22 protein-coding genes and 1 tRNA gene are annotated in these 17,822 nt (G+C 65.8%); 8 read left to right on the top strand and 15 right to left on the bottom strand.

Annotated elements, in window-relative coordinates; genetic code table 11:
- Positions 1-58: 58 nt before the first annotated feature.
- Complete coding sequence (locus HUW53_RS08015) at positions 59-718, bottom strand: helix-turn-helix domain-containing protein (protein ID WP_237345230.1); 660 nt, start codon at positions 716-718, stop codon at positions 59-61.
- Positions 719-970: 252 nt separating this feature from the next.
- Here HUW53_RS08015 and HUW53_RS08020 point away from each other — a divergent pair.
- Positions 971-1,046 (top strand) — tRNA-Phe (locus HUW53_RS08020).
- A 182-nt stretch (positions 1,047-1,228) separates the two neighbouring features.
- Positions 1,229-1,465, top strand: a complete 237-nt coding sequence (locus HUW53_RS08025; protein ID WP_237345231.1) for a hypothetical protein — start codon at positions 1,229-1,231, stop codon at positions 1,463-1,465.
- Between the two features lie 187 nt (positions 1,466-1,652).
- Here HUW53_RS08025 and HUW53_RS08030 read toward each other — a convergent pair whose 3' ends face one another.
- Together HUW53_RS08030 and HUW53_RS08035 are read right to left on the bottom strand one after the other, a co-directional pair.
- Entirely contained in the window at positions 1,653-2,195 is a 543-nt protein-coding gene (locus HUW53_RS08030) for a hypothetical protein (RefSeq protein ID WP_237345232.1), read from the bottom strand.
- A complete protein-coding gene (locus HUW53_RS08035) occupies positions 2,168-2,458 on the bottom strand; it encodes a hypothetical protein (protein WP_237345233.1) in 291 nt (96 codons plus the stop codon). The genes HUW53_RS08030 and HUW53_RS08035 overlap by 28 nt, the downstream gene beginning before the upstream one ends.
- A 201-nt stretch (positions 2,459-2,659) precedes the next feature.
- On the opposite strand from HUW53_RS08035, the gene HUW53_RS08040 reads away from it, so the two are divergent.
- The gene (locus HUW53_RS08040; protein WP_237345234.1) at positions 2,660-2,821 is read left to right on the top strand and encodes a hypothetical protein; all 162 of its coding nucleotides are present in this window, start codon (positions 2,660-2,662) and stop codon (positions 2,819-2,821) included.
- A 22-nt stretch (positions 2,822-2,843) separates the two neighbouring features.
- Here HUW53_RS08040 and HUW53_RS08045 read toward each other — a convergent pair whose 3' ends face one another.
- From HUW53_RS08045 to HUW53_RS08065, 5 genes are all read right to left on the bottom strand, one after another.
- Complete coding sequence (locus HUW53_RS08045; RefSeq protein ID WP_237345235.1) at positions 2,844-3,311, bottom strand: hypothetical protein; 468 nt, start codon at positions 3,309-3,311, stop codon at positions 2,844-2,846.
- A gap of 159 nt (positions 3,312-3,470) precedes the next feature.
- Entirely contained in the window at positions 3,471-3,698 is a 228-nt protein-coding gene (locus tag HUW53_RS08050) for a hypothetical protein (RefSeq protein ID WP_237345236.1), read from the bottom strand.
- 68 nt (positions 3,699-3,766) lie between these two features.
- On the bottom strand, positions 3,767-4,555 hold the full coding sequence (locus HUW53_RS08055) for an ABC transporter ATP-binding protein (RefSeq protein ID WP_237345237.1): 789 nt from the start codon (positions 4,553-4,555) through the stop codon (positions 3,767-3,769).
- Between the two features lie 29 nt (positions 4,556-4,584).
- Positions 4,585-5,436 (bottom strand): ABC transporter permease, encoded by an 852-nt coding sequence (locus HUW53_RS08060; protein WP_237345238.1) that lies wholly within the window; start codon positions 5,434-5,436, stop codon positions 4,585-4,587.
- A gap of 104 nt (positions 5,437-5,540) precedes the next feature.
- Positions 5,541-6,617: an ABC transporter substrate-binding protein gene (locus HUW53_RS08065; protein ID WP_237345239.1), complete on the bottom strand. Its 1,077-nt coding sequence runs from the start codon at positions 6,615-6,617 to the stop codon at positions 5,541-5,543.
- A gap of 209 nt (positions 6,618-6,826) precedes the next feature.
- On the opposite strand from HUW53_RS08065, the gene HUW53_RS08070 reads away from it, so the two are divergent.
- Entirely contained in the window at positions 6,827-7,699 is an 873-nt protein-coding gene (locus tag HUW53_RS08070; RefSeq protein ID WP_237345240.1) for a transporter substrate-binding domain-containing protein, read from the top strand.
- Positions 7,696-8,808, top strand: coding sequence for a cytochrome-c peroxidase (locus HUW53_RS08075; protein ID WP_237345241.1), 1,113 nt, complete (start codon positions 7,696-7,698; stop codon positions 8,806-8,808). Before HUW53_RS08070 ends, HUW53_RS08075 begins: the two co-directional genes overlap by 4 nt.
- Before the next feature lie 581 nt (positions 8,809-9,389).
- Here the strand turns inward: HUW53_RS08075 and HUW53_RS08080 are convergent.
- The 3 genes from HUW53_RS08080 to HUW53_RS08090 all read right to left on the bottom strand — a co-directional run bounded on the left by HUW53_RS08080 (position 9,390) and on the right by HUW53_RS08090 (position 10,357).
- Positions 9,390-9,596 (bottom strand): hypothetical protein, encoded by a 207-nt coding sequence (locus HUW53_RS08080; protein WP_237345242.1) that lies wholly within the window; start codon positions 9,594-9,596, stop codon positions 9,390-9,392.
- A gap of 164 nt (positions 9,597-9,760) precedes the next feature.
- Positions 9,761-9,970, bottom strand: a complete 210-nt coding sequence (locus HUW53_RS08085; protein ID WP_237345243.1) for a cold-shock protein — start codon at positions 9,968-9,970, stop codon at positions 9,761-9,763.
- A 180-nt stretch (positions 9,971-10,150) separates the two neighbouring features.
- Positions 10,151-10,357, bottom strand: a complete 207-nt coding sequence (locus HUW53_RS08090; protein WP_237345287.1) for a hypothetical protein — start codon at positions 10,355-10,357, stop codon at positions 10,151-10,153.
- A 144-nt stretch (positions 10,358-10,501) separates the two neighbouring features.
- Between HUW53_RS08090 and HUW53_RS08095 the strand changes: the two genes are divergently transcribed.
- Positions 10,502-10,873, top strand: coding sequence for a hypothetical protein (locus HUW53_RS08095; protein WP_237345244.1), 372 nt, complete (start codon positions 10,502-10,504; stop codon positions 10,871-10,873).
- A gap of 54 nt (positions 10,874-10,927) precedes the next feature.
- On the opposite strand, the gene rpsU is transcribed toward HUW53_RS08095, so the two are convergent.
- Complete coding sequence (gene rpsU / locus HUW53_RS08100; RefSeq protein ID WP_237345245.1) at positions 10,928-11,182, bottom strand: 30S ribosomal protein S21; 255 nt, start codon at positions 11,180-11,182, stop codon at positions 10,928-10,930.
- Positions 11,183-11,320: 138 nt separating this feature from the next.
- The gene (locus HUW53_RS08105; RefSeq protein WP_237345246.1) at positions 11,321-12,127 is read right to left on the bottom strand and encodes a transglutaminase-like domain-containing protein; all 807 of its coding nucleotides are present in this window, start codon (positions 12,125-12,127) and stop codon (positions 11,321-11,323) included.
- Between the two features lie 74 nt (positions 12,128-12,201).
- Here HUW53_RS08105 and HUW53_RS08110 point away from each other — a divergent pair, with 74 nt between their 5' ends.
- Positions 12,202-13,020: an N-formylglutamate amidohydrolase gene (locus HUW53_RS08110; RefSeq protein WP_237345247.1), complete on the top strand. Its 819-nt coding sequence runs from the start codon at positions 12,202-12,204 to the stop codon at positions 13,018-13,020.
- A 168-nt stretch (positions 13,021-13,188) separates the two neighbouring features.
- Complete coding sequence (locus HUW53_RS08115) at positions 13,189-14,550, top strand: O-linked N-acetylglucosamine transferase, SPINDLY family protein (RefSeq protein ID WP_237345248.1); 1,362 nt, start codon at positions 13,189-13,191, stop codon at positions 14,548-14,550.
- Between the two features lie 12 nt (positions 14,551-14,562).
- Here the strand turns inward: HUW53_RS08115 and HUW53_RS08120 are convergent, their stop codons facing one another.
- Both HUW53_RS08120 and HUW53_RS08125 read right to left on the bottom strand, forming a co-directional pair.
- Entirely contained in the window at positions 14,563-15,942 is a 1,380-nt protein-coding gene (locus HUW53_RS08120) for a tetratricopeptide repeat protein (RefSeq protein WP_237345249.1), read from the bottom strand.
- A gap of 25 nt (positions 15,943-15,967) precedes the next feature.
- On the bottom strand, positions 15,968-17,794 hold the full coding sequence (locus HUW53_RS08125; protein ID WP_237345250.1) for a sulfotransferase family protein: 1,827 nt from the start codon (positions 17,792-17,794) through the stop codon (positions 15,968-15,970).
- Positions 17,795-17,822 lie beyond the last annotated feature (28 nt).

The following is a 17,822-nucleotide window of genomic DNA, read 5'->3' on the forward strand; positions in this document are numbered from 1 at the left end:
AACGCCGTCGGCGCAAAGGGCTGGCGGCACCGGACCGCATGGCGCGCCGCCGCCGCGATCAGTGGCGGTCACGCCCGTAGACGATGATGGACAGGTAGCTCATGGGCGTGACGATCAGTTCCTCGGGACCGTGGGAGGCGCCCGAATCGAACATGAGCGCGTCGCCGGCGCGCAGGTGATAGGTGCGGTCGGCGTGGCGATAGAGGACCTCGCCGGACAGCATGTAGAGAAATTCGACGCCCGCATGGCGGAAGCCGGTGAAGGGCACGGCCTCTTCGGACAAGGAGATGAGATAGGGCTCCACCACGATGTCGCCACCGAGGCCGTGGCCGAGCAATTGGTATTGGTGGCCAACCTTAGTGCCGCGCCGCTCGATGATGACGCCTTGAGCCGCCCGCACGAACGAGCAGTCGCGCCGCTCTTCGAAGGCGGAGAAGAGCGTTGTGATGGGCACGTTGAGGGCCTTGGAGATGGACTGGAGCGTGGCCAGGGAGGGCGAGATCTGGCCGTTCTCGATCTTGGACAGCATGCCGACCGAGATGCCGGCGGCGCCGGCGAGGTCGGAGACGGTAAGGTCAAGCTCGCGGCGGATGGAGCGCACCTGAACGCCGAGGGCTTGTTCGAGGGTGGCGGCGGCTGCGGCAGGTGCGCCCGATCCCGTGGTGAATTCGGAGGGCTCGATGACGTCCTGTGCCCCTTGCGCCTTGCGTTCGGCCACCTTTTTCCCCTTCGTTCCGTTCTCGCCTGCAATTTGGCATGAACCGGCACCTTGCCAGTTTCCGCACAAGAAAACACCTCAAATCCTCTGCCGCGTCAAAATGCTGGCGCCGATGGCGGCCTGTGCCGGCCGCCCGGCGGCGGGGGGAATTGTCCACAGGAGAGGCGATGTCGCGATCGGGGGGTACTGGACAGCCAAATCGGGGAACACTATACACAGCCTCCTCGTCAGGGCGCTGCGGCCCCAGGCGACGCCCAGGTAGCTCAGTTGGTAGAGCATGCGACTGAAAATCGCAGTGTCGGTGGTTCGATTCCGCCCCTGGGCACCATTGCTTCCTTGGAGGCCTTTTCCGACAATAACTTAGTGTTACCATTCGTCCCACTTTCGGCCACGGCCGAAATCGGTGGGACATTCTCGTTCGTGGACATCTTGCGCCGCGCGGCCGTTGCGAGCCGCTTCTGGCTTGCCGAGCGGGTGTAGCGATCAACCTCCTTCGATGTGCGGTGACCTGTGAACGCCATGATCTCACGGTCGCTGGCGCCCTTCTCCGCGACGGTGGCCGAGAAGTACTTCCTGCTCGGCCGCCACCGCGCGGAACTGCGCCGGGTCGTCATGGACGCCGACGGAGATGGCGCGGGCGACGATGGCCGGCCGTGCGGCCGGGCGAAGGCGAAGCGCATCGAGCGCGGCGGCGCGCGCTTCGCCTTCGCTGGCACTGCGATCAATGAGGCCGTTGGCCCAATCTGAACCAAGATCGAAGGCGGTGGCAAGCGCGCGAATCTCGCCGTTCACGGCCGCCCGGGTCTCGGTCCCCGGCACCATGAGCGCCGGGGTGAGCGGGCGGCTAAGACGTGAAAGCAGTCGTCCCAGATGTCGCCGGGCCTGTCCTGAGGCGGCCCCTGGCGCAGCAAGCGGAACAACCACTTCAGCATGGCTAGAGCTTTTCGACGGACTTGAACCGGAAAATGAACTCCGGGCCGGTCATTGAGCCACGCATGGTCATGCTCTGCTCGCGGAAGCAGTCCGTGGGCTCCCGGATGAAGCTCCCGGAGAAGCGAACCGTGTCGCCCTCCTTGAGGGTCCCCATGGCGTTGAACAGGCTGCTGCCCGGTGCGATCAGCGTGTTGTCGGCGATGTCGGAGAGCGAGTTGTTCCACGTCATGACGGCGGTGTCCTTGGCGATGGTGATGCCGAGCACCCCTTTGCCTTCGCCATTGGTCGTGAGGGTTGTCACCTTGCCGACCCAATTGCGGACGGCAGGCGAGCCCACCGCTTTGCAGATGGCGGAGGCCCGCGTCGGCCGCGCCGCGCCCTTCTGGAAGTCGGTCTGGCCAGCGCTATAGACGGACCTGCCTGCCTCGACGGCGGCGATGAAGGCCGCCTCGACGGCGGGAAGGGGCGTGTTCGGGGCGACATTGGCGGGTTCGGCCGAGCCGCTCACCATCTGCTTCAGAAGGGACTGGCGCGCGGGCTCCACGGGGGGGGCTGCGGGGCAATCGCGGCGACGCCGACGGCTTGGGCCGGCTGCTCCGCTCCGGTGGCGGTCGCGAGCTTCGCCGCAGGGGGCGTCCGGGCCGCGGCGAAGCCGATCATGATCAGCGAGAGAAGGGTGAGCAGTGCTGCCTGCCGGCGCGTGCGAATTCGCAGGAACCGCAGCGGATAGATGATCGAGATCAGGCTGACGAAGCCAACCACGACGGCCAGCAGCCCGACCAATGCCCAAGCGGTATGTGCGTCCACCTTGTCCTCCTACCAGAGCATGCAGCGCGGCCATCGACGCGCTCAGGTTGCCGACGCGAAGACAGTATCAACGTTGCCGTTGGGCGAGCCTGATTGGGGGGAGACTGCAGGTGGAGCAATACCGCGATTTTTTCCCGAAAGCCACAGCAATGGGATCATGGGCCTTCTGAAGGAGGTCTTGGCCCGGCCGAGGTGAAGCGGGTGGCTCCGAACGTGAACCTGTTTTTGTACCGGCCCGCCTGGGCGAACCCGCCCATGTGCTCGGTCATGGAGTGTGAGCGGGCGACCCTCCGGCAGCTTCTCGACATGCACGAACTGCTGGATCTGCGGGCCGCGATCGCGGAGCGGGCGGCGGCGAAATGATCGCGCCACCCTTTGACGGTATCTATTTGCAATGCCACATGGTTCCCCCTGATATTCCATCCTTGATGGCGTTACAACCTTTCGAGATTTCTGTACCGTCAATATATAGCTTTACAAATCCGGTCAATTTCTGAGACCCGTCTCGGAGTAGGGCCACTTCTTTGACCGTTACGCCGTTTTTCTTTTCAAACTCACTGCGAATGTCCTGCTTTATGTAATTTATTTCTCTATCGGAGAACAATGGTACGTATATATAAGCTCGATAAATGATGAGACCGAAAAGTGCGAGAATGCCGGCTCCGATGACCTTTGTAGACACCGCAGTGGTCTTGTCGAGCAGGCAGATCAGAGCAAGATGAAGAATCGCCAGCGGCGGTAGAATTGCTCCATACAGAAACCAATTGAAGGCTGAACGACCTAGGGCATACCGGGCGATCGCGCCCACTACCCCGCCAATGAGCAGTGCGACGACTATGTACCAAAAAGACATGCGGGCGCCCCCATAGATTGAGCGGAGAAACCTACCACCAGCCGGGGGCTGCGTGGAGTCCCGGCCCGTCATGAAGAGGGGCGGTTACCGCCGCGAATATCAAGAGCGGCTCGATGCGGACGAAAGGGGTGGGTACACTATGCCCACCCCCTCGGGCGATCAGGCCGCCGGCCAGAACGACTTGATGATGAGGAGGAGTACGCCGAAGCCGACACCGCCGATGAGCCATTGAACGAGGGCGATCTGAGCCTTGACGATGGCGGTGGACGGGTCCGTGCCGTAGGTGAAGGGGATGAGCAGGGCGAGGGCGCGCTCGTAATCGCCCGAATAGATCGCGGCGCGGCTTTCGGAGAGGTCGGGCAGGTCGGTGGAGGGGGCCGTGTCCATGGCCGCCGCCGGACCCGCCCCCGCAAGCATGAGGCAAAGCCCCAGCCCGCCGAGCCATCGGGTGGCCCTCATGCCGCGCGGGGCGACGCCGGGCGGCGCTCGTCCTCTCCCATGGCGGCGAGGATCCGGCGCTTGAGGGCGATGAAGTCCACATGGGCGCGGTCGCGCGGGAACGGCAGGTCGACGGCGACATCCTCGACGATGCGGCCGGGGTTGGCACTCATGACCACCACCCGGTTGGAGAGGAACACCGCCTCCTCCACATCGTGGGTGACCAGGATCATGGTGACTCCCTCGGCCTCCCAGATGCGTTGTATCTCGGCCTGAAGGTGCACGCGGGTGAGGGCGTCGAGGGCGCCCAGCGGCTCGTCCAGCAGCAGGATCTCGGGCCGGTTGGCGAGACCGCGGGCAATGGCCGCGCGCTGCGCCATGCCGCCGGAGAGCTCATGCGGATAGGCCTTTTCGAACCCGCTCAGCCCCACGAGGCCGATGTGGTCCCGAATGGCAGACGCCTTCTCCTTCGCGCTCCAGCCGGAGTTTTCCAGGCTGAGGCCGATGTTCTGCTGCAGGGTGAGCCAAGGCAGCAGCCGGTGGTCCTGGAACACGATGCCGCGCGAGAGCGCGGTGCCGACGATGCGGCGACCATTGAGCAGAATGTCGCCGCGATAATCGTCATCGAGCCCGATGATGAGGCGCAGCAGCGTGGACTTGCCGCAACCGGACGGCCCGACGATGGTGACGAAAGCGCCAGGATCCACGTCGAAGCCGACGTGGGAGAGCACGTTCACCAACGGCCGGCCGGGGAGCGCGTAGGTCTTGGAGACGTTGCGGATTTCAAGATGTCCTGGAGTCGCCATCGGGGCATTCCTTGGGTTTGAGGATGGCGTCAGCCGTCGTAGCCCTGCTTCCATTTCAGGACGCGTTTCTGGGCGACATACATGGAGCGGTCGATGGCGAAGCCCACGAGGCCGATGATGACCATGCAGACCAGCAACTGATCCGTGAGCAGCAGGCCCTGGGCACGGAAGATGAGGAAGCCCAGGCCCTCGAGGCCCGACAGGCCCTCCGCCACCACCACCAGCGCCCAGGCGAGGCCCGCCGCATAGCGCAGCGACACCATGATGGAGGGCATGGCCGCCGGCAGGATCACCTTGCGGACGAGCTGCCAGCGGGTCAGCGTCAGCACCTTGGCGAGCTCGATATAATTCTTCTCCACGCTGCGGATGCCCTGCAACGTGTTGAGAAACACCGGGAAGAATACTGACTTGGCAATGACCAGCACCTTCGCCGGCGCGCCGATGCCGAGCCACAGCACGATCAGCGGCAGCCAGGCGATGCCGGGAATGTGGCGGATGGTGTCGAAGGTGGGGCCGAAGAACTGCTCCACCTTGCGCGACAGGCCAGCGGCGATGCCGAGCGCCACAGCCACCACCGAGCCATAGATGAACGCCTGCCCGACGATGGTGATGGAGGCGACGAAGTCGCGGGCGAGATGCTGCTTGGTCGCCATCTTCCAGAAGGCGGTGACCACGGTGAGAGGCGCCGGCAGGAACACCGGATCGACCCAGGCCCTGGCCGCCGCGATCTGCCAGAGGCTGAGGATCAGGAACGGCAGGATGAAGCCGATGAGGTTCGGCGCCCGGCCCACCCGGCCGAAACCGAAGCGGCGGGGTGTGGGCCGGTCAACGGTGCCGGCCTCGACGGCGGCGCCTTCGATGGTGTCCGAGGTATTGGCCATGTGCTGCGCTTCGTGCTGTGCTTTGCGTTGGGCCGGCGACCGCAGGGGTGCCCCGCCGCGACGAATATGAGCCGCAGGAGCACGAGGCCCCCGGCGGCGTGTCCTCAGTTGTAGATGGAGTATTGGCCGCCGACGAAGAAGCGTCCGTCCACGAAGGCGTCGATCTGCGGCTCGGTCAGGCCGCGCTCGCCGAGGATGTCGTCACCATTCGCCACATACCAGGCCTGGAACGTCTTGATGGCGGCACGGGCGCGGTCGGCATTGGGCTCGCCGGCCATGAACTCCCACTCGCCGGCATGGGTGATCTGGAACTTGGCCACTTCGAGCGGCACGCGGGTCTTGTCGGCGACGATCTCGGCGGCCTCGTCTACATGGTCGAGGGTCCATTCGCGGGTCTTCTCGCGGGCGGCCAGGAAGGCTTTGACCACCTGGGGATACTTGTTCACGAAATCGCGGCGGGCAAAGTAGGTCACGCGGCCGGCGTTATTCACATAAATGCCGTCGTCGGGCGAGCGGTCCACCACCTTGAGCTTGCCGGACAGCCAGGCGCCGGTGAAGGCCCCGGCGGCAAGGTGCGCGGTGGTCGCGTCGGTGGCGCCGGAGAGCACCGAGGAGATGGCCACCGCCGCATTGTCGATGGAGGTGTAGCGGATGCGCCCCTGCTTCTCTCGGGAATCGAATGGCAGCCCCGCCTTGGTGGTGACCTCGAAGGGTGACGACCAGTAGCAGGAGATGCGGGAGGAGCCAAACTTCTTGCCGTCGAGGTCGGCCACCGAATTGATTTTGTCGTTGTCGGCGCGGGCCAGGATGGGCGCGCGATAGCGGTTGGACGGCTCGGAGGTCCAGATGATGACGCCGTCGAGCCCGTTGGCGCGGTGCACCGTGGCCGGGTAGATCATGCGCTGGGCGATGGCGATGGCCCCTCCGTTCACGGCCGCAGCTTCCGCGCCCAGGAGGTCGGCGGCGCCGGAGGCGATCAGGTTCACCTTGGTGGTGCCGATCTTGTCGAACTCCTGTTTGAAGATGCCCTTCTCCTGGGCGATCACGGTCCAGGGGGTGAGCTGAAGGTTGATGGAGGGCAGCACCTCCTCCGCGCGGGCCGGCGCGAAGGCGAGCAGACCGAACGCTAGCGCCAGCAGGCCGGATGCGCGGCGCGCGGGTTGGGACATTCCGTGGGGCATCAGGATCTCCTGAACGGATGGGATAAGCGGGGCTCGACCGCGAACGGTCTTTAAGTTAATTTAATCAATGGATTTTATATAAAAATAACACGGTAGCGCAACAGCTTTTCCGGCGCGCCGTGGGCGGATGTGCCGCCGGCGACGCGGACAGGCGGGGGGTGGGCGGTCGTCAACCGCTTGTTTTCCCGCCGAAAATGATGGGCCCGACCATGTCTTTGCCGCCCCGATGCAAGGGTTTCGTTCCGCTCGCGGCCTGCGGTCTCGCGCTGCTCCTGGCGACGGTGCTCGCCGGGTTGCCGCTTGGCGTCGCCCTTCCCCTGGAGCCACGGGCCCTCGCGGCGGCATTCGCGGGCGGGGAGGCTAATTTTGCTGGGCGTTCCCTGATCGTTGGCGTCCCCTGGTTGCCGCCGCCTGAAACGCCGGACGGCCGGCTCTACATGGAGGAGGGATTCGAGATCGATCTCGCCACCGAGCTGGCCGCCAGGCTTTCCGCCGAACTGCGGCTGGTGCGGGTGGCGCCCGACGCCGCGCGTGAGGCCCTCGACGCGGGACGGGTGGATCTTGTCTTGGCCCGGGTCGGCGCCGACGATCCGCTCAGGACCCACGCCGTGGTGCGGGAGAGCGGGTTCGCCTCGGGCCTCAGCGTGGCCATGCGGACAGACCGTCCGCTCGCCTCCTGGGAGGCTTTGAAGGGCCGTGTGGTGTGCGTCTCCGAGGCCAACCTGTCCGGGCAGCGGCTGGCCGCGCGGCTGGGTGCGCAGGTGCAGCTCTGGCGGGCGCCGGCGGTGGCGCTCATGCACATGCGCACCGGCGATTGCGACGCCGCGCTCCACGACCGCGCGCTGCTCGACCCCCTGCTTGGCAGGCGCTCATGGGAGAAGTTCTCGGCCACCCTGCCGCCGGTCGAATCGTCGACCCTGGTCATCGCCACGGCGCCCGGACGGGGCGATCTGGCCCGCGCCGTGCAGCGCGCGATGGCCGCTCTCGGAACCTCCGATCGCTGGCTGCAGCGGCGGGAGAAATGGGCCTCCATCGTGTCGTTCGAGGTCTACCGCGATCAGGTGGCGGCGGATTGCCATTGACCCGGCGGCTGCACTGGATCGGCTGGGCGCTGGCGCTCGGCGTGGTCGCGGGGGCCGGGTTCGGCGGGGCGGCCGAGGCGGCCGAGGCGCCGGTGCCGATCGATGCCGCGGGCCTGCGGGCGGCCTATGCTGGTCCGCCGTCGAGCTGGCCCGCGCCCGACATCGATTCGGACGTCGCGTTCGTGGAGTTGGGGGCCGCCTCGCCCTCGCCCGCCACGTCGCCCATGGAGGCGGACCGGGTCGCGCTCGGGGCTCGGCTGTTTCAGGATAGCGGACTGTCCGCCGATGGCCGCGTCTCCTGCGCGTCCTGCCACGCGCCGGAGCAGGGCTTCAGCGTGGCGACGCCGGTGGCGCGCGGGGTGGGCGGCATCGTCGGGCGGCGCAACCCGCCGGCGCTCTTCACAGTCTCGCTGCAGGCGGTCTTTGATTGGGACGGGCGCGGCTCCGATCTCGCTCAGCGCGCGCTTGCGCCGCTGACGGCACCAGATGAAATGGGCAATGGCACTCTCGATGTGGTGCTGGCGCGCCTCGCGGCCGCGGCGGACGCGGTGGCTTTCGAGCGTCTGTTTCCGGGGGAGGGCGTGTCGGCGCGCAGCCTTGGCGCGGCGCTTGTCGCCTTTCTCTCCACCCTCGATCAGGACAGCCGGTTCGACCGTTTCGCGCGCGGCGATGGCGCGGCCCTCTCCGATCCGGAGATCGAGGGACTGCATCTGTTCCGTACCAAGGCGCGCTGCGCCAATTGCCATTTCGGCCCGCGCCTGAGCGACGGCCTGTTCTACAATCTGCGCCTGTCCTTCTTCGGCGAGAAGGCCGCGGACGTTGGTCGGTACGCAGTCACAGGCCGGACGGAGGACGTCGGCCAGTTCCGCACCGCGAGCCTGCGGCACATTTGCGCCAGCGCGCCCTACATGCGCAACGGGCTGTTCCCGACCCTCGACGGCGTCGTCAATTTCTATGATCGCGGCGGCGGCGAGGTCTGGGCGCGCAATGCCCGCGAGGCCGCCCACCCGCTCTATCGCCACGCTGCGCGCGCCTCGGCGCATCTGCGTCCGCTCGGCCTCGCGCCCCAGGAGAAGGCGGCCCTCGTCGCCTTCCTGCGGAGCCTGTGAGGCCCGGAACATGATGGCCCGAGATGGATGATGACGAGAGCATGAGGCGAGGGCCGCCCCCTTAGGATGGGGGAGGGGCGCCGTAGCATGGACAGGCTGCGGCGTGGGCAAACACGCGCGATGTCGTCGTGCTGGCGACCGTGGCGCCGGCGGTGCGTGCTATTCCCATTGAGATCCACGCCGCCACCAAGCCCAATCTACATCCCGGTACTTGCTGGCCAGGATGGCACTCTGGATTGAGACTGCTTCCGGCGGCCGGTTCGGCTTCAGCGGAAAGCAGGGCGTGGGCGGTCGGCAAGGGGCGCGGGATGGGGCGCGGGATGGGGCGCGGGACGGGGAGGAGAAATGCGGGGCTTCCAGGCGGGGCTTCCAGATGCCGCTTGGCGACTTCGGAAGACAGGCTTGAACGAAGCAATTGACCGGAGCGCCTGGGCGCTGTCGTCCCATTCGGTCAGATTGGGAGCATGATTTGAAAGCCGTCTTCGGGACCGCCTCAGAATTGAGTATGCGCGAGGGACAGTTTTTCCGTCCCTTTGCCGGCCGGCTCCAGAGCTTTCACGAGAGGTTATGCAACTCGATTGTCACGAGACGCGCGCTGACTTGCGTGATTGTTTCAAGGGAATTGCTACTTCGCGTGCTTCGCGCTCGGCGCGCAGTCGCGACGTCTTCTCCCGCACGGCTTCGAAGTCGCTTCGGTAGCGCTCCATGGCATGGGCGGTGGATTCCTCAAGCTGGCGTCGCCGCTCGGAACTTGAGAGTTGAGTTTGATGTGTCGTGATCGGTGTCATGAAATATACTACCACAAATACATGGTGTTGTGGCGTATTCTTTCGCGATCATCGCCGACCTCAAAAACAAAAAGCCCCGCCTCACAGAGACGGAGCCTTCCGCTGTCATCTTCAGGTGGATCCTAAGCCATTGCCAGTACATCCGTGGTCAACGGCTTGGAATATCACGCTGCCTGAAGATTTCCTGCCGAGCTCTTGCCCGACTTGTTGTCGCGAACGATGTCGAACTGCAGCTTCTGCCCTTCGGCAAGAGTCTGCATGCCGGCGCGCTCAACGGCGGAGATGTGAACGAACACGTCCGTGCCGCCGTCGTCGGGCTGAATGAAGCCAAAGCCCTTGGTGGCGTTGAACCACTTAACGGTACCGATATTCATGACGATTTCCTTTCAATCGTGCAGAGTGGATCCGCCTGAAAGGTTCAGGCGAAACAAGAGTTAGATATTGAAGGGAGTTATCGTCGTCCGCAGCGTGTGTGCGTCAGAAAGATCAGCCGTCAAAATCAGACAAAACGTAGATAGCGGGCGATTGTGTCGATGGCAAGGCATGAAAGATATTTAATCCAGCGAGCCTGCCTTCGCTCCAAAGCGACGTAGCTCGGATTCCCGCGCCACGCGCTCAAACGCCTCGTTTTCGCCTTTGACCCGATAGCTCGGCTCGCCCTTATCGGGCGGCAGTTCCCGGACGATCCGAAATCGCCCAGCCGGCGAACGGAAGCCCATGACGAACTCCACCCAGCCATCGACCTTGAATTTTGCATTCATTGTATTTTCTTAGCACATTTTTCCTTCGGTGTGCGCGGAATCACCATGGCGATCGCTTTTTTCTGTCCCATTTCCTTGACGACCGCACCGCTCCCCCCGTGTTAGCTTGTTCGCGGCTTCCGCACGGAAGCCCAAGGAGCTGTGATGAAAATTCTGGGCGTGCTGATCTGCCTTCTCTGTGGGGGCGCCTCGTCCGCTTTCGCGCTTTCCCCGGACATGACGCTCGACTTCACATGGATCGGCACCGCCTTGTGCGCGCCAACCCCCGGCAGCCCGGAGTTCCAGGTTGAGAACATGCCCGCGCGAACGGCGGTCCTGCGGTTTGTGCTGATCGGTCCGAACGGGGCGGAGCTTGGCGGGGCCGACGTGCCGCGGCCGGTCCATGGCACCGTGCCGCGCGGGACCATTTCGTTTCGCGCCCCGTGCGTCGGGGGCATGTACACCTGGACCGTCGAGGCCGTGGACGCCCAGGGCAAGCCGCTCGGAAAGGCGAAGCTCACGCGTCCGTTCTACTGAGCGGGCTGCGGACGCCGGGCCAGGAACGATCGTCCCCTGTCCCGGCATCAGCCGTCAGCGGCTTGCGGACGTCGCCGGCTTCTTCACGCGGCGCTTGGGCGCGGCGATCAATCCTTCCCACTGGGCCTTCTTGCGGGCGGCCTTGCGGTGGCGCCGAATGGCCTCGTCGTGCTCGCGGACGCGCCGCTCGGAGGGCTTCTCGTAAGCCCGGCGCTGCTTCATCTCACGGAAAACGCCCTCGCGCTGCATGCGCTTCTTGAGGACCTTGAGTGCCTGCTCGATATTGTTGTCTCTAACGAGGACCTGCAAAAGATATCCAATCTGAAGGTCGTCACGAATCCCCGGCCACCATGTGACCGTTCGCTCGGATGGGCCGGCGGACCGCCGGCGGGCGGCATAATAGATGGGATGGCCTCACAAAGCGATGGCTTACGGCCATTGCGTTGTTCAGGCGGTTTCGGCGGTCACCACCTTGAAGCTGCTGAGCGTCGACAGCCCGAAGGAGGTCACGATGGCGACATCGGTGGCGTCGCGGCCGCGGGCCATGAGGATGCGGCCGATGCGGGGGCTGTTGTGCCGGGCATCGAACGTATACCAACGACCGCCCAGATAGGCCTCGAACCAGGCGCTGAAGTCCATCGGCGCCGGGTCGGGCGGCACCCCGATGTCGCCGAGATAGCCGGTGCAATAACGGGCCGGGATGTTCATGCAGCGGCAGAGCGTGACGGCGAGGTGGGCGAAATCCCGGCAGACCCCCCGTCGTTGGGTGTAGGCGTCGAAGGCGGTCTTCAGCGGGCTCGCGTGCGCGTAATTGAAGGTGATGTGATTGTGAACGAAGTCGCAAATGGCCTGGACTCGCGGCCAGCCCTTGGGCGTATGGCCGAACAGCGACCAGGCGATGTTGCTCAGCCGGTCCGTTTCGCAATAGCGGCTGCCCAGGAGGAACATCAGCACGTCCACCGGCAGTTCGTCGAGTTCATGCTGTGGCGCATCGGGCGCCAGCGGGTCGGGCTGGCCGCTGTCGCGGATGACGAAATCGGTGTGCATGGTGAGCCGGCCGGCCGGCGCCTTGATGACGTGGCAGAAATTGCCGAAGCTGTCGTGATAGGTGTTGGCCGCAAGCGGCGGATCGAACTGCACGCGGTCGAGGCTCACCAGATCGTTGATTCTTGAGGGGTGCACGCTCAAGGTCAGGATCATGGGCGTCGGCTGGGGGCACGCATAGGAAATCTCGTACCCGGCGTGGATGAGCATGTGAAACCTCATGGCTGTGCGGACGCGGCCCGCGGATGTCGGCTATGTTGCGTGCAACTCGAAACGTCGCGTCGGTGGCGCGGCCGGTGCCGGAGGGGCCTTCTGACGTGACGGCGACTTTTTCCTTGCTGGCGGCGGGCGACATGCCCCCGGTCGAGGTATTCAACGCCGATGGGGAATCCGCGCTCCTCATCGTCGCGGACCATGCGGGCAATGCCTTTCCCCGGTCGGTGGGCAACCTTGGCCTTGATGCGGTGGACCGAGGGCGTCACATCGCGTGGGATCTCGGCATCGCCGGGGTCTGCCGGATCGTGTCAGACCTACTCCATGCCACGCTCATACAACAGCACTATTCCCGCCTCGTCATCGACTGCAACCGGCCGCCGGGCACCGCGCAGTCTATTCCCGAAGTGAGCGACGGCACCCTCGTGCCCGGTAATCGGGCACTTCAGGGCGCGGCGCGGCTGGCGCGCGAGGGCGAGATTTTCCGCCCCTATCACGCTCGGATCGCGGCTGAGCTCGATCGGCGGCAGGCGGCGGGGCGCGCGCTGGCCCTGATCGCCATGCACAGCTTCACGCCGGTCTTCGATCGCGTGAAACGACCATGGGATATCGGTGTGCTCCACCACCGGGACAGCCGGCTCGCCCACGCGCTGCTTGCCGTGCTGCGCCGGCAGGGCGACCTGATCGTCGGCGACAACGAGCCTTACGATGTCAGCGACGCGACTGACTGGACCATTCCCCTCCATGGCGAGCGACGCGGGATCCTTCATGTCGGCATCGAGATCCGGCAGGACCTCATTGCCGGGCCGGACGAGCAGGCGGCCTGGGGCGCGCGGATCGCGGCCTTGCTGCCGCTCGCCCTCGCGGAGTGCGCGGAGGTCGCCGCATAGATCCGGCGCGGCCGGTTTTCCGCATCTGCGCCCCGTTTCAGGCTCGTTTCTTGCTTCGTTGTTTGCTGTCTGAACTTCGAGATTGCGGTGTCGATCCCGCCCGCTCGGCGCGACAGATGCCTTCCGCGATATCGCCGGGGGCCGCGAGCGTGACGGGGAAGGGCGGCCATGGACAGTTTCGGACGCAAGCGGGGCATGTGCGAGTGGAGCGACCTGGTGGCCGACGATCTCGCGCTCGGAGCGGCCCTCGCGGATGGCATTGGCCATCGCCTTTCGCCGTTCCATCTGCTTTCGGTGCCGGGCATGACCCCGCATCAGCAGCGCGCATGTTCTGAACTGTGGACACGGGACCGCCGCTCGGCCGCCCGCGCGGCGCGCAGCGCCCTCGATTTTTCCTTTCCGGAGCGCGGATCGCGCAAGATTCGCCTCGGTTATCTCTCCAACGACTTTCAGGAGCACGCCACCGCGCATCTTCTCATCGAAGTGCTGGAGGCCCACGCGCGCGATGATTTCGAGGTTTTTGCCTATTCTTTCGGCGCTGACGACGGATTGCCCATGCGGCGCCGGCTGGCGGCGGCGTGCGACCGCTTCGTGGACATTTCCGACCTGAGCGACAGCGCGGCGGCCGAACTCATTCATGCCGATGGCGTGGATATCCTCTTGGATCTCAAGGGGTTCACGGCCCGCGCGCGCACCGGCATCGTCCTGCTGCGGCCGGCGCCGGTCATCGTGAACTATCTCGGCTATCCCGGCACCATGGGCGCGGACATCTGCGACTACCTGGTCACCGACCGTTTCCTGACACCGGCCGATCGCGCGCAGGATTATGCCGAAGCGCTGGCCTACATGCCACACACCTACCATCCCCACGGCCGCGGCACGCCGCTCGGAAGGCGGCCGGCGCGGCATGCGGTGGGGCTGCCGGATCGGGGCTTTGTGTTTTGCTGCTTCAACCAGCCCTACAAGATCTCACCAGAGGTTTTCGACATCTGGTGCCGGCTGCTGGCCGTGGTGCCCGACAGCGTGCTGTGGCTTCTCGATCACCCCGAGGCCACGGGGAACCTGCGGGGCGAGGCCATCCGTCGGGGCGTTGACGCGCGCCGTCTTGTTTTCGGGGCGAACCTGCCCCAGGTCGAGCACCTCGCACGGCTCCAGCTCGCCGATCTGATGCTCGACACCTCGCCGTTCAATGCCCACACGACCGCGAGCGACGCGCTGTGGGCGGGGGTGCCGCTGGTCACCTGTCCGGGCGAGACCTTCCCCTCGCGGGTCGCGGGCTCGATCCTGAATGCCATCGGCCTTGGTGATCTGGTGGCTGAAAATCTCGATGGCTATTTCGAGCTGGCCTATGGCCTTGCGACCGATGAGGAGAGGTTGGCCGACGTCAAGACGCGGCTGTCGGCCAATCGGCTCGCGACGCCCTTGTTCGATTCCGCCGCTTATACGCTCGATCTGGAGAGCCTTTACCGCACCATGGCCGTTCGCCACCGCTCAGACCTGCCCCCCGACATGATCGGGGTGTGCGAATAGGCTGGACGGTCTTCAAGGGAGGCGCGCCACCTGCGCGCAGACGCGGCGGACCGGCTCCGCCCAGTCTCCCGGTGCCGGCTGGCGGAACAGGCGCGCCGTGGGGTACCAGGGGCTATCGTCGCGATCCCGCATCCAGCGCCAATCGGGAGCAAACGGCAGGAGCACGGACACGGGGCGCCCCATGGCCCCCGCCAGATGCACGATGGAGGTATCCACGGCCACCACATGATCCAGCAGATGGAGAATGGCCATGGTGTCCGTGAAGTCGGCGATTTCCGCGCCCAGGTTCATGAGCGGAGCGGGGCCGTAATGGTGCGCCACCTGCGCCATCGCCGCGCCCATCTGGAGCGAGATCAGCGCAACCCCTTCCATCTCGCCAAGGGGCGTGAGTGCCTCCAGGGGCATGGAACGGTTGAGGTCATTGCCATGGGTCGGACGCCCCGCCCAGACGATGCCGACGCGCTTCATCCCGCGCGGTACGAGGCCATCGAGGCGGGCCGCCCAGGGCCCGACCTTGGCCGGTGGCGGCGCCACATACGGCACCGGTGCGGGAACGGAGGGGAGGTCCGTGCCGAACACGCGCGGCAGGCCGGAGAGGGGGCAATAGGCGTCGAAGGCCGGCGCCTGCTCCCAGCGATCGAAGCAGAACGCGAGACCGGACTGTTGTCGAATGATGGGTTGCAGCTCGATGCTACAGGCCACGACCACGCGGGCGCAGCGCCGCGCCACCTGCGGGATGTAGCGGCAGAACTGGATGGAATCGCCGAAGCCCTGATCGGCGATCAGCAGCACGGTTCCGCCGGGCAGTGGTGCGCCATCCCATTGGGGCCGATCGGTCTGGGGCAGTGGCGGGGCGACGTTCGGCAGGCGAAAACGCCATTCGTACTCCTCCCAGCCTTCGGCGAACCGCCCGTTCAGCAACAGCCCTTCCGCCAACTCGAAATGGGCGCCGGCCATGCCGGGGTCGAGGGCAATGGCGCGGCGGGCCAGCCTGATCGCCTCTTCGATCTCCATCCGGTCGGAGTGGACCACGCACAGATTGTAGGCCGCGCCAGGATCATGAGGCGCCAGCGCCACCGCGGTGCGGCCGTGGTGAAGCGCTGAGTCCAGTTCGCCGCGCGCGCGCTGGATCTCGCAAAGGTTGCGATGGAAGAGCGGTGTTCCCGGGGCCGCCGCGATCGCGCGTTCAAGCCGCGAGACGGCCTCGCGCCGCCGCATCCTGGCGAATGACACCAGTGCGGCTTGATGCAGGGCATCGGGGTGGTCCGGCGCCTCCATGAGCACGGCGGACAGAATGTCTTCCGCCGCCTCCAGATCGCCGGCGGCTTCGCGGGCCGCGGCTGCCGCCAGGCGCGCGGCGAGGGGGCCGGCTTGATCGCCGGCGCGTGGCATAGGAGCGGGCGCCATCGGCGACAGGCTAGGCATGGATGGAATATCCGAGCCGGAGGATGGCCGGTTCCAGGATCGGGATCACCGGGGCGAGGTGCTTGAGATACGGGATGTAGCGGAAGCGCGAGCGGTCATAGAGCGGTTCCGCCACTTGGGCATAGCTCGCGGTGCGCGCATAGCGCCGGTTTTCGTGAAAGCTCAGGCAACGCGCGTCAAAGGGCAAATCGGCAAAGGCCAGCATGCGGCGCAGATGTTTCTCCTGATCGGCCACGATGTCCTCATAGCGCACGGGGAGATATTTCAATGTCATCTCGCGCCGGTAATGCTCCACAAGATCGAGCATCAGAACATAATGTTGCGCGATGGTCTCCAGTGCATTGGAACAGTAGAACCCATGGGTGAGGTGATTGGAATAGACCGAGAGCACCACATCCAGCGGGTGGCGCAAGACGTGGATCAGGGGTGCATCCGGGAATATCAGGGCGATAAGGCCCATGTGCATTTCATTCAGCGGCATCTTGTCTGTGAAATGCGTGGCCCCCGGCTTCATGAATCCCAATTGGCGGATGCGTTGCAGGTAGTAGTCGCGCAGATTGTCGAGGCCCTCATGCTGGTCGCCCATCCACAGGTCGGCCAGCGCTTCCGGATAGGCGAGGGGGCTGTTGAGCATGCGGGGCAGCATGTTGGCGACGTCGTGCACGAGCGGCAGCTCGTCGCCGGCGGACACCTGCGGGTGGGCGGACAACATCTGCTCCACCATGGTGGTGCCGGAACGTGGAAAGCCCAGGATGAACATGGCGCGCGGGCCGCTCCCGATCGGCTTGGCGCGGGGCACGATGCGCAGCCGCCCGGAGGTGAAGAAGGCCTTCAGGCGGGCCGTCATCTGCGCCGCCTCGTCCGCCAGATAGAGGGCGCCGCTCTGCTCGACATGCTTGCGCTTGCCGGCGGCGAAGGCAGCGAAGGCCTCGTCATGGCGGCCGATCTTGTCCAGCAGCCGGCCCTTTTCCAGCAACTCGTTGGTTCCCAGCCCCTCACCCGCGCTATGCTGCTCGATGCGGTCGAGGATCGCGAGGGCGGCGGCATAGTCCTTGGTGCGGCCGCGCACGACGGCGCGATGCAGCAGGACGCTGGGATGCGCCGGAGCAAGCGCTTCGGCTTGGTCGAGCAGGGCGTCGGCGCGGGCGAAATCGCGGTCGGTCTCCTCCATGCGCGCCCAGCCGAGAAGGGTCTGGACCACGGCCGGCGCGTGCGCCACCGATTCCTCATAAAGCGCGCGGGCCTCGGCGATGCGGCCCTGGTTTTTCAGGTTCCAGGCGAGATTGGCGAGCAGGATCGCGGGCCGGTCGCCAAGCAGCTCCAGCGCCCGTCGATAATGGAACTCGCCCACCTGTGGGCGATTGGCCTCGGTGAGGATCATGCCCATGAGATTGTGCGATTGCGGGTCCACGGGTGCGATGCGCACCCCGTTGCGGGCATGGATCTCTGCTTCCCCGAGATCGCCGGAGCTGAACAGCAGCAGCGCCAGCTCCTGGGTCGCCCATACATTGTTGGGGTCGATCAGAACCAGGCGGCGCACCAGCGCTTCGGCGGCGGAGGCCGCGCCCTGCGCCTTGCGGATCTGATACAGGACGGCGAGGGCGCCACCCTGGCCCGGCGCCAGCTCCAGCACCTCCAGGCACAGGCGCTCGGCCTCCGCAACGGCGCCGCGGGCGTGGCAGGCGATCGCTTCGTCCACCACCGGCAGCAGATGGCGGCTCCCGGACGCCGGCCCAAGCGTATTCAGGTCCAATTGGCAGCAGCCCACGGCGCGCAGCCCGCTGCCGCAGGCACAAGGACCGGAGGAAAACACGCTCATGGCCGAAACGTCCTGAAAGCTGCTGGAG

This window comes from Xanthobacter agilis (genome assembly GCF_021730435.1).
GTDB classification, from domain to species: Bacteria; Pseudomonadota; Alphaproteobacteria; order Rhizobiales; family Xanthobacteraceae; genus Xanthobacter; species Xanthobacter agilis.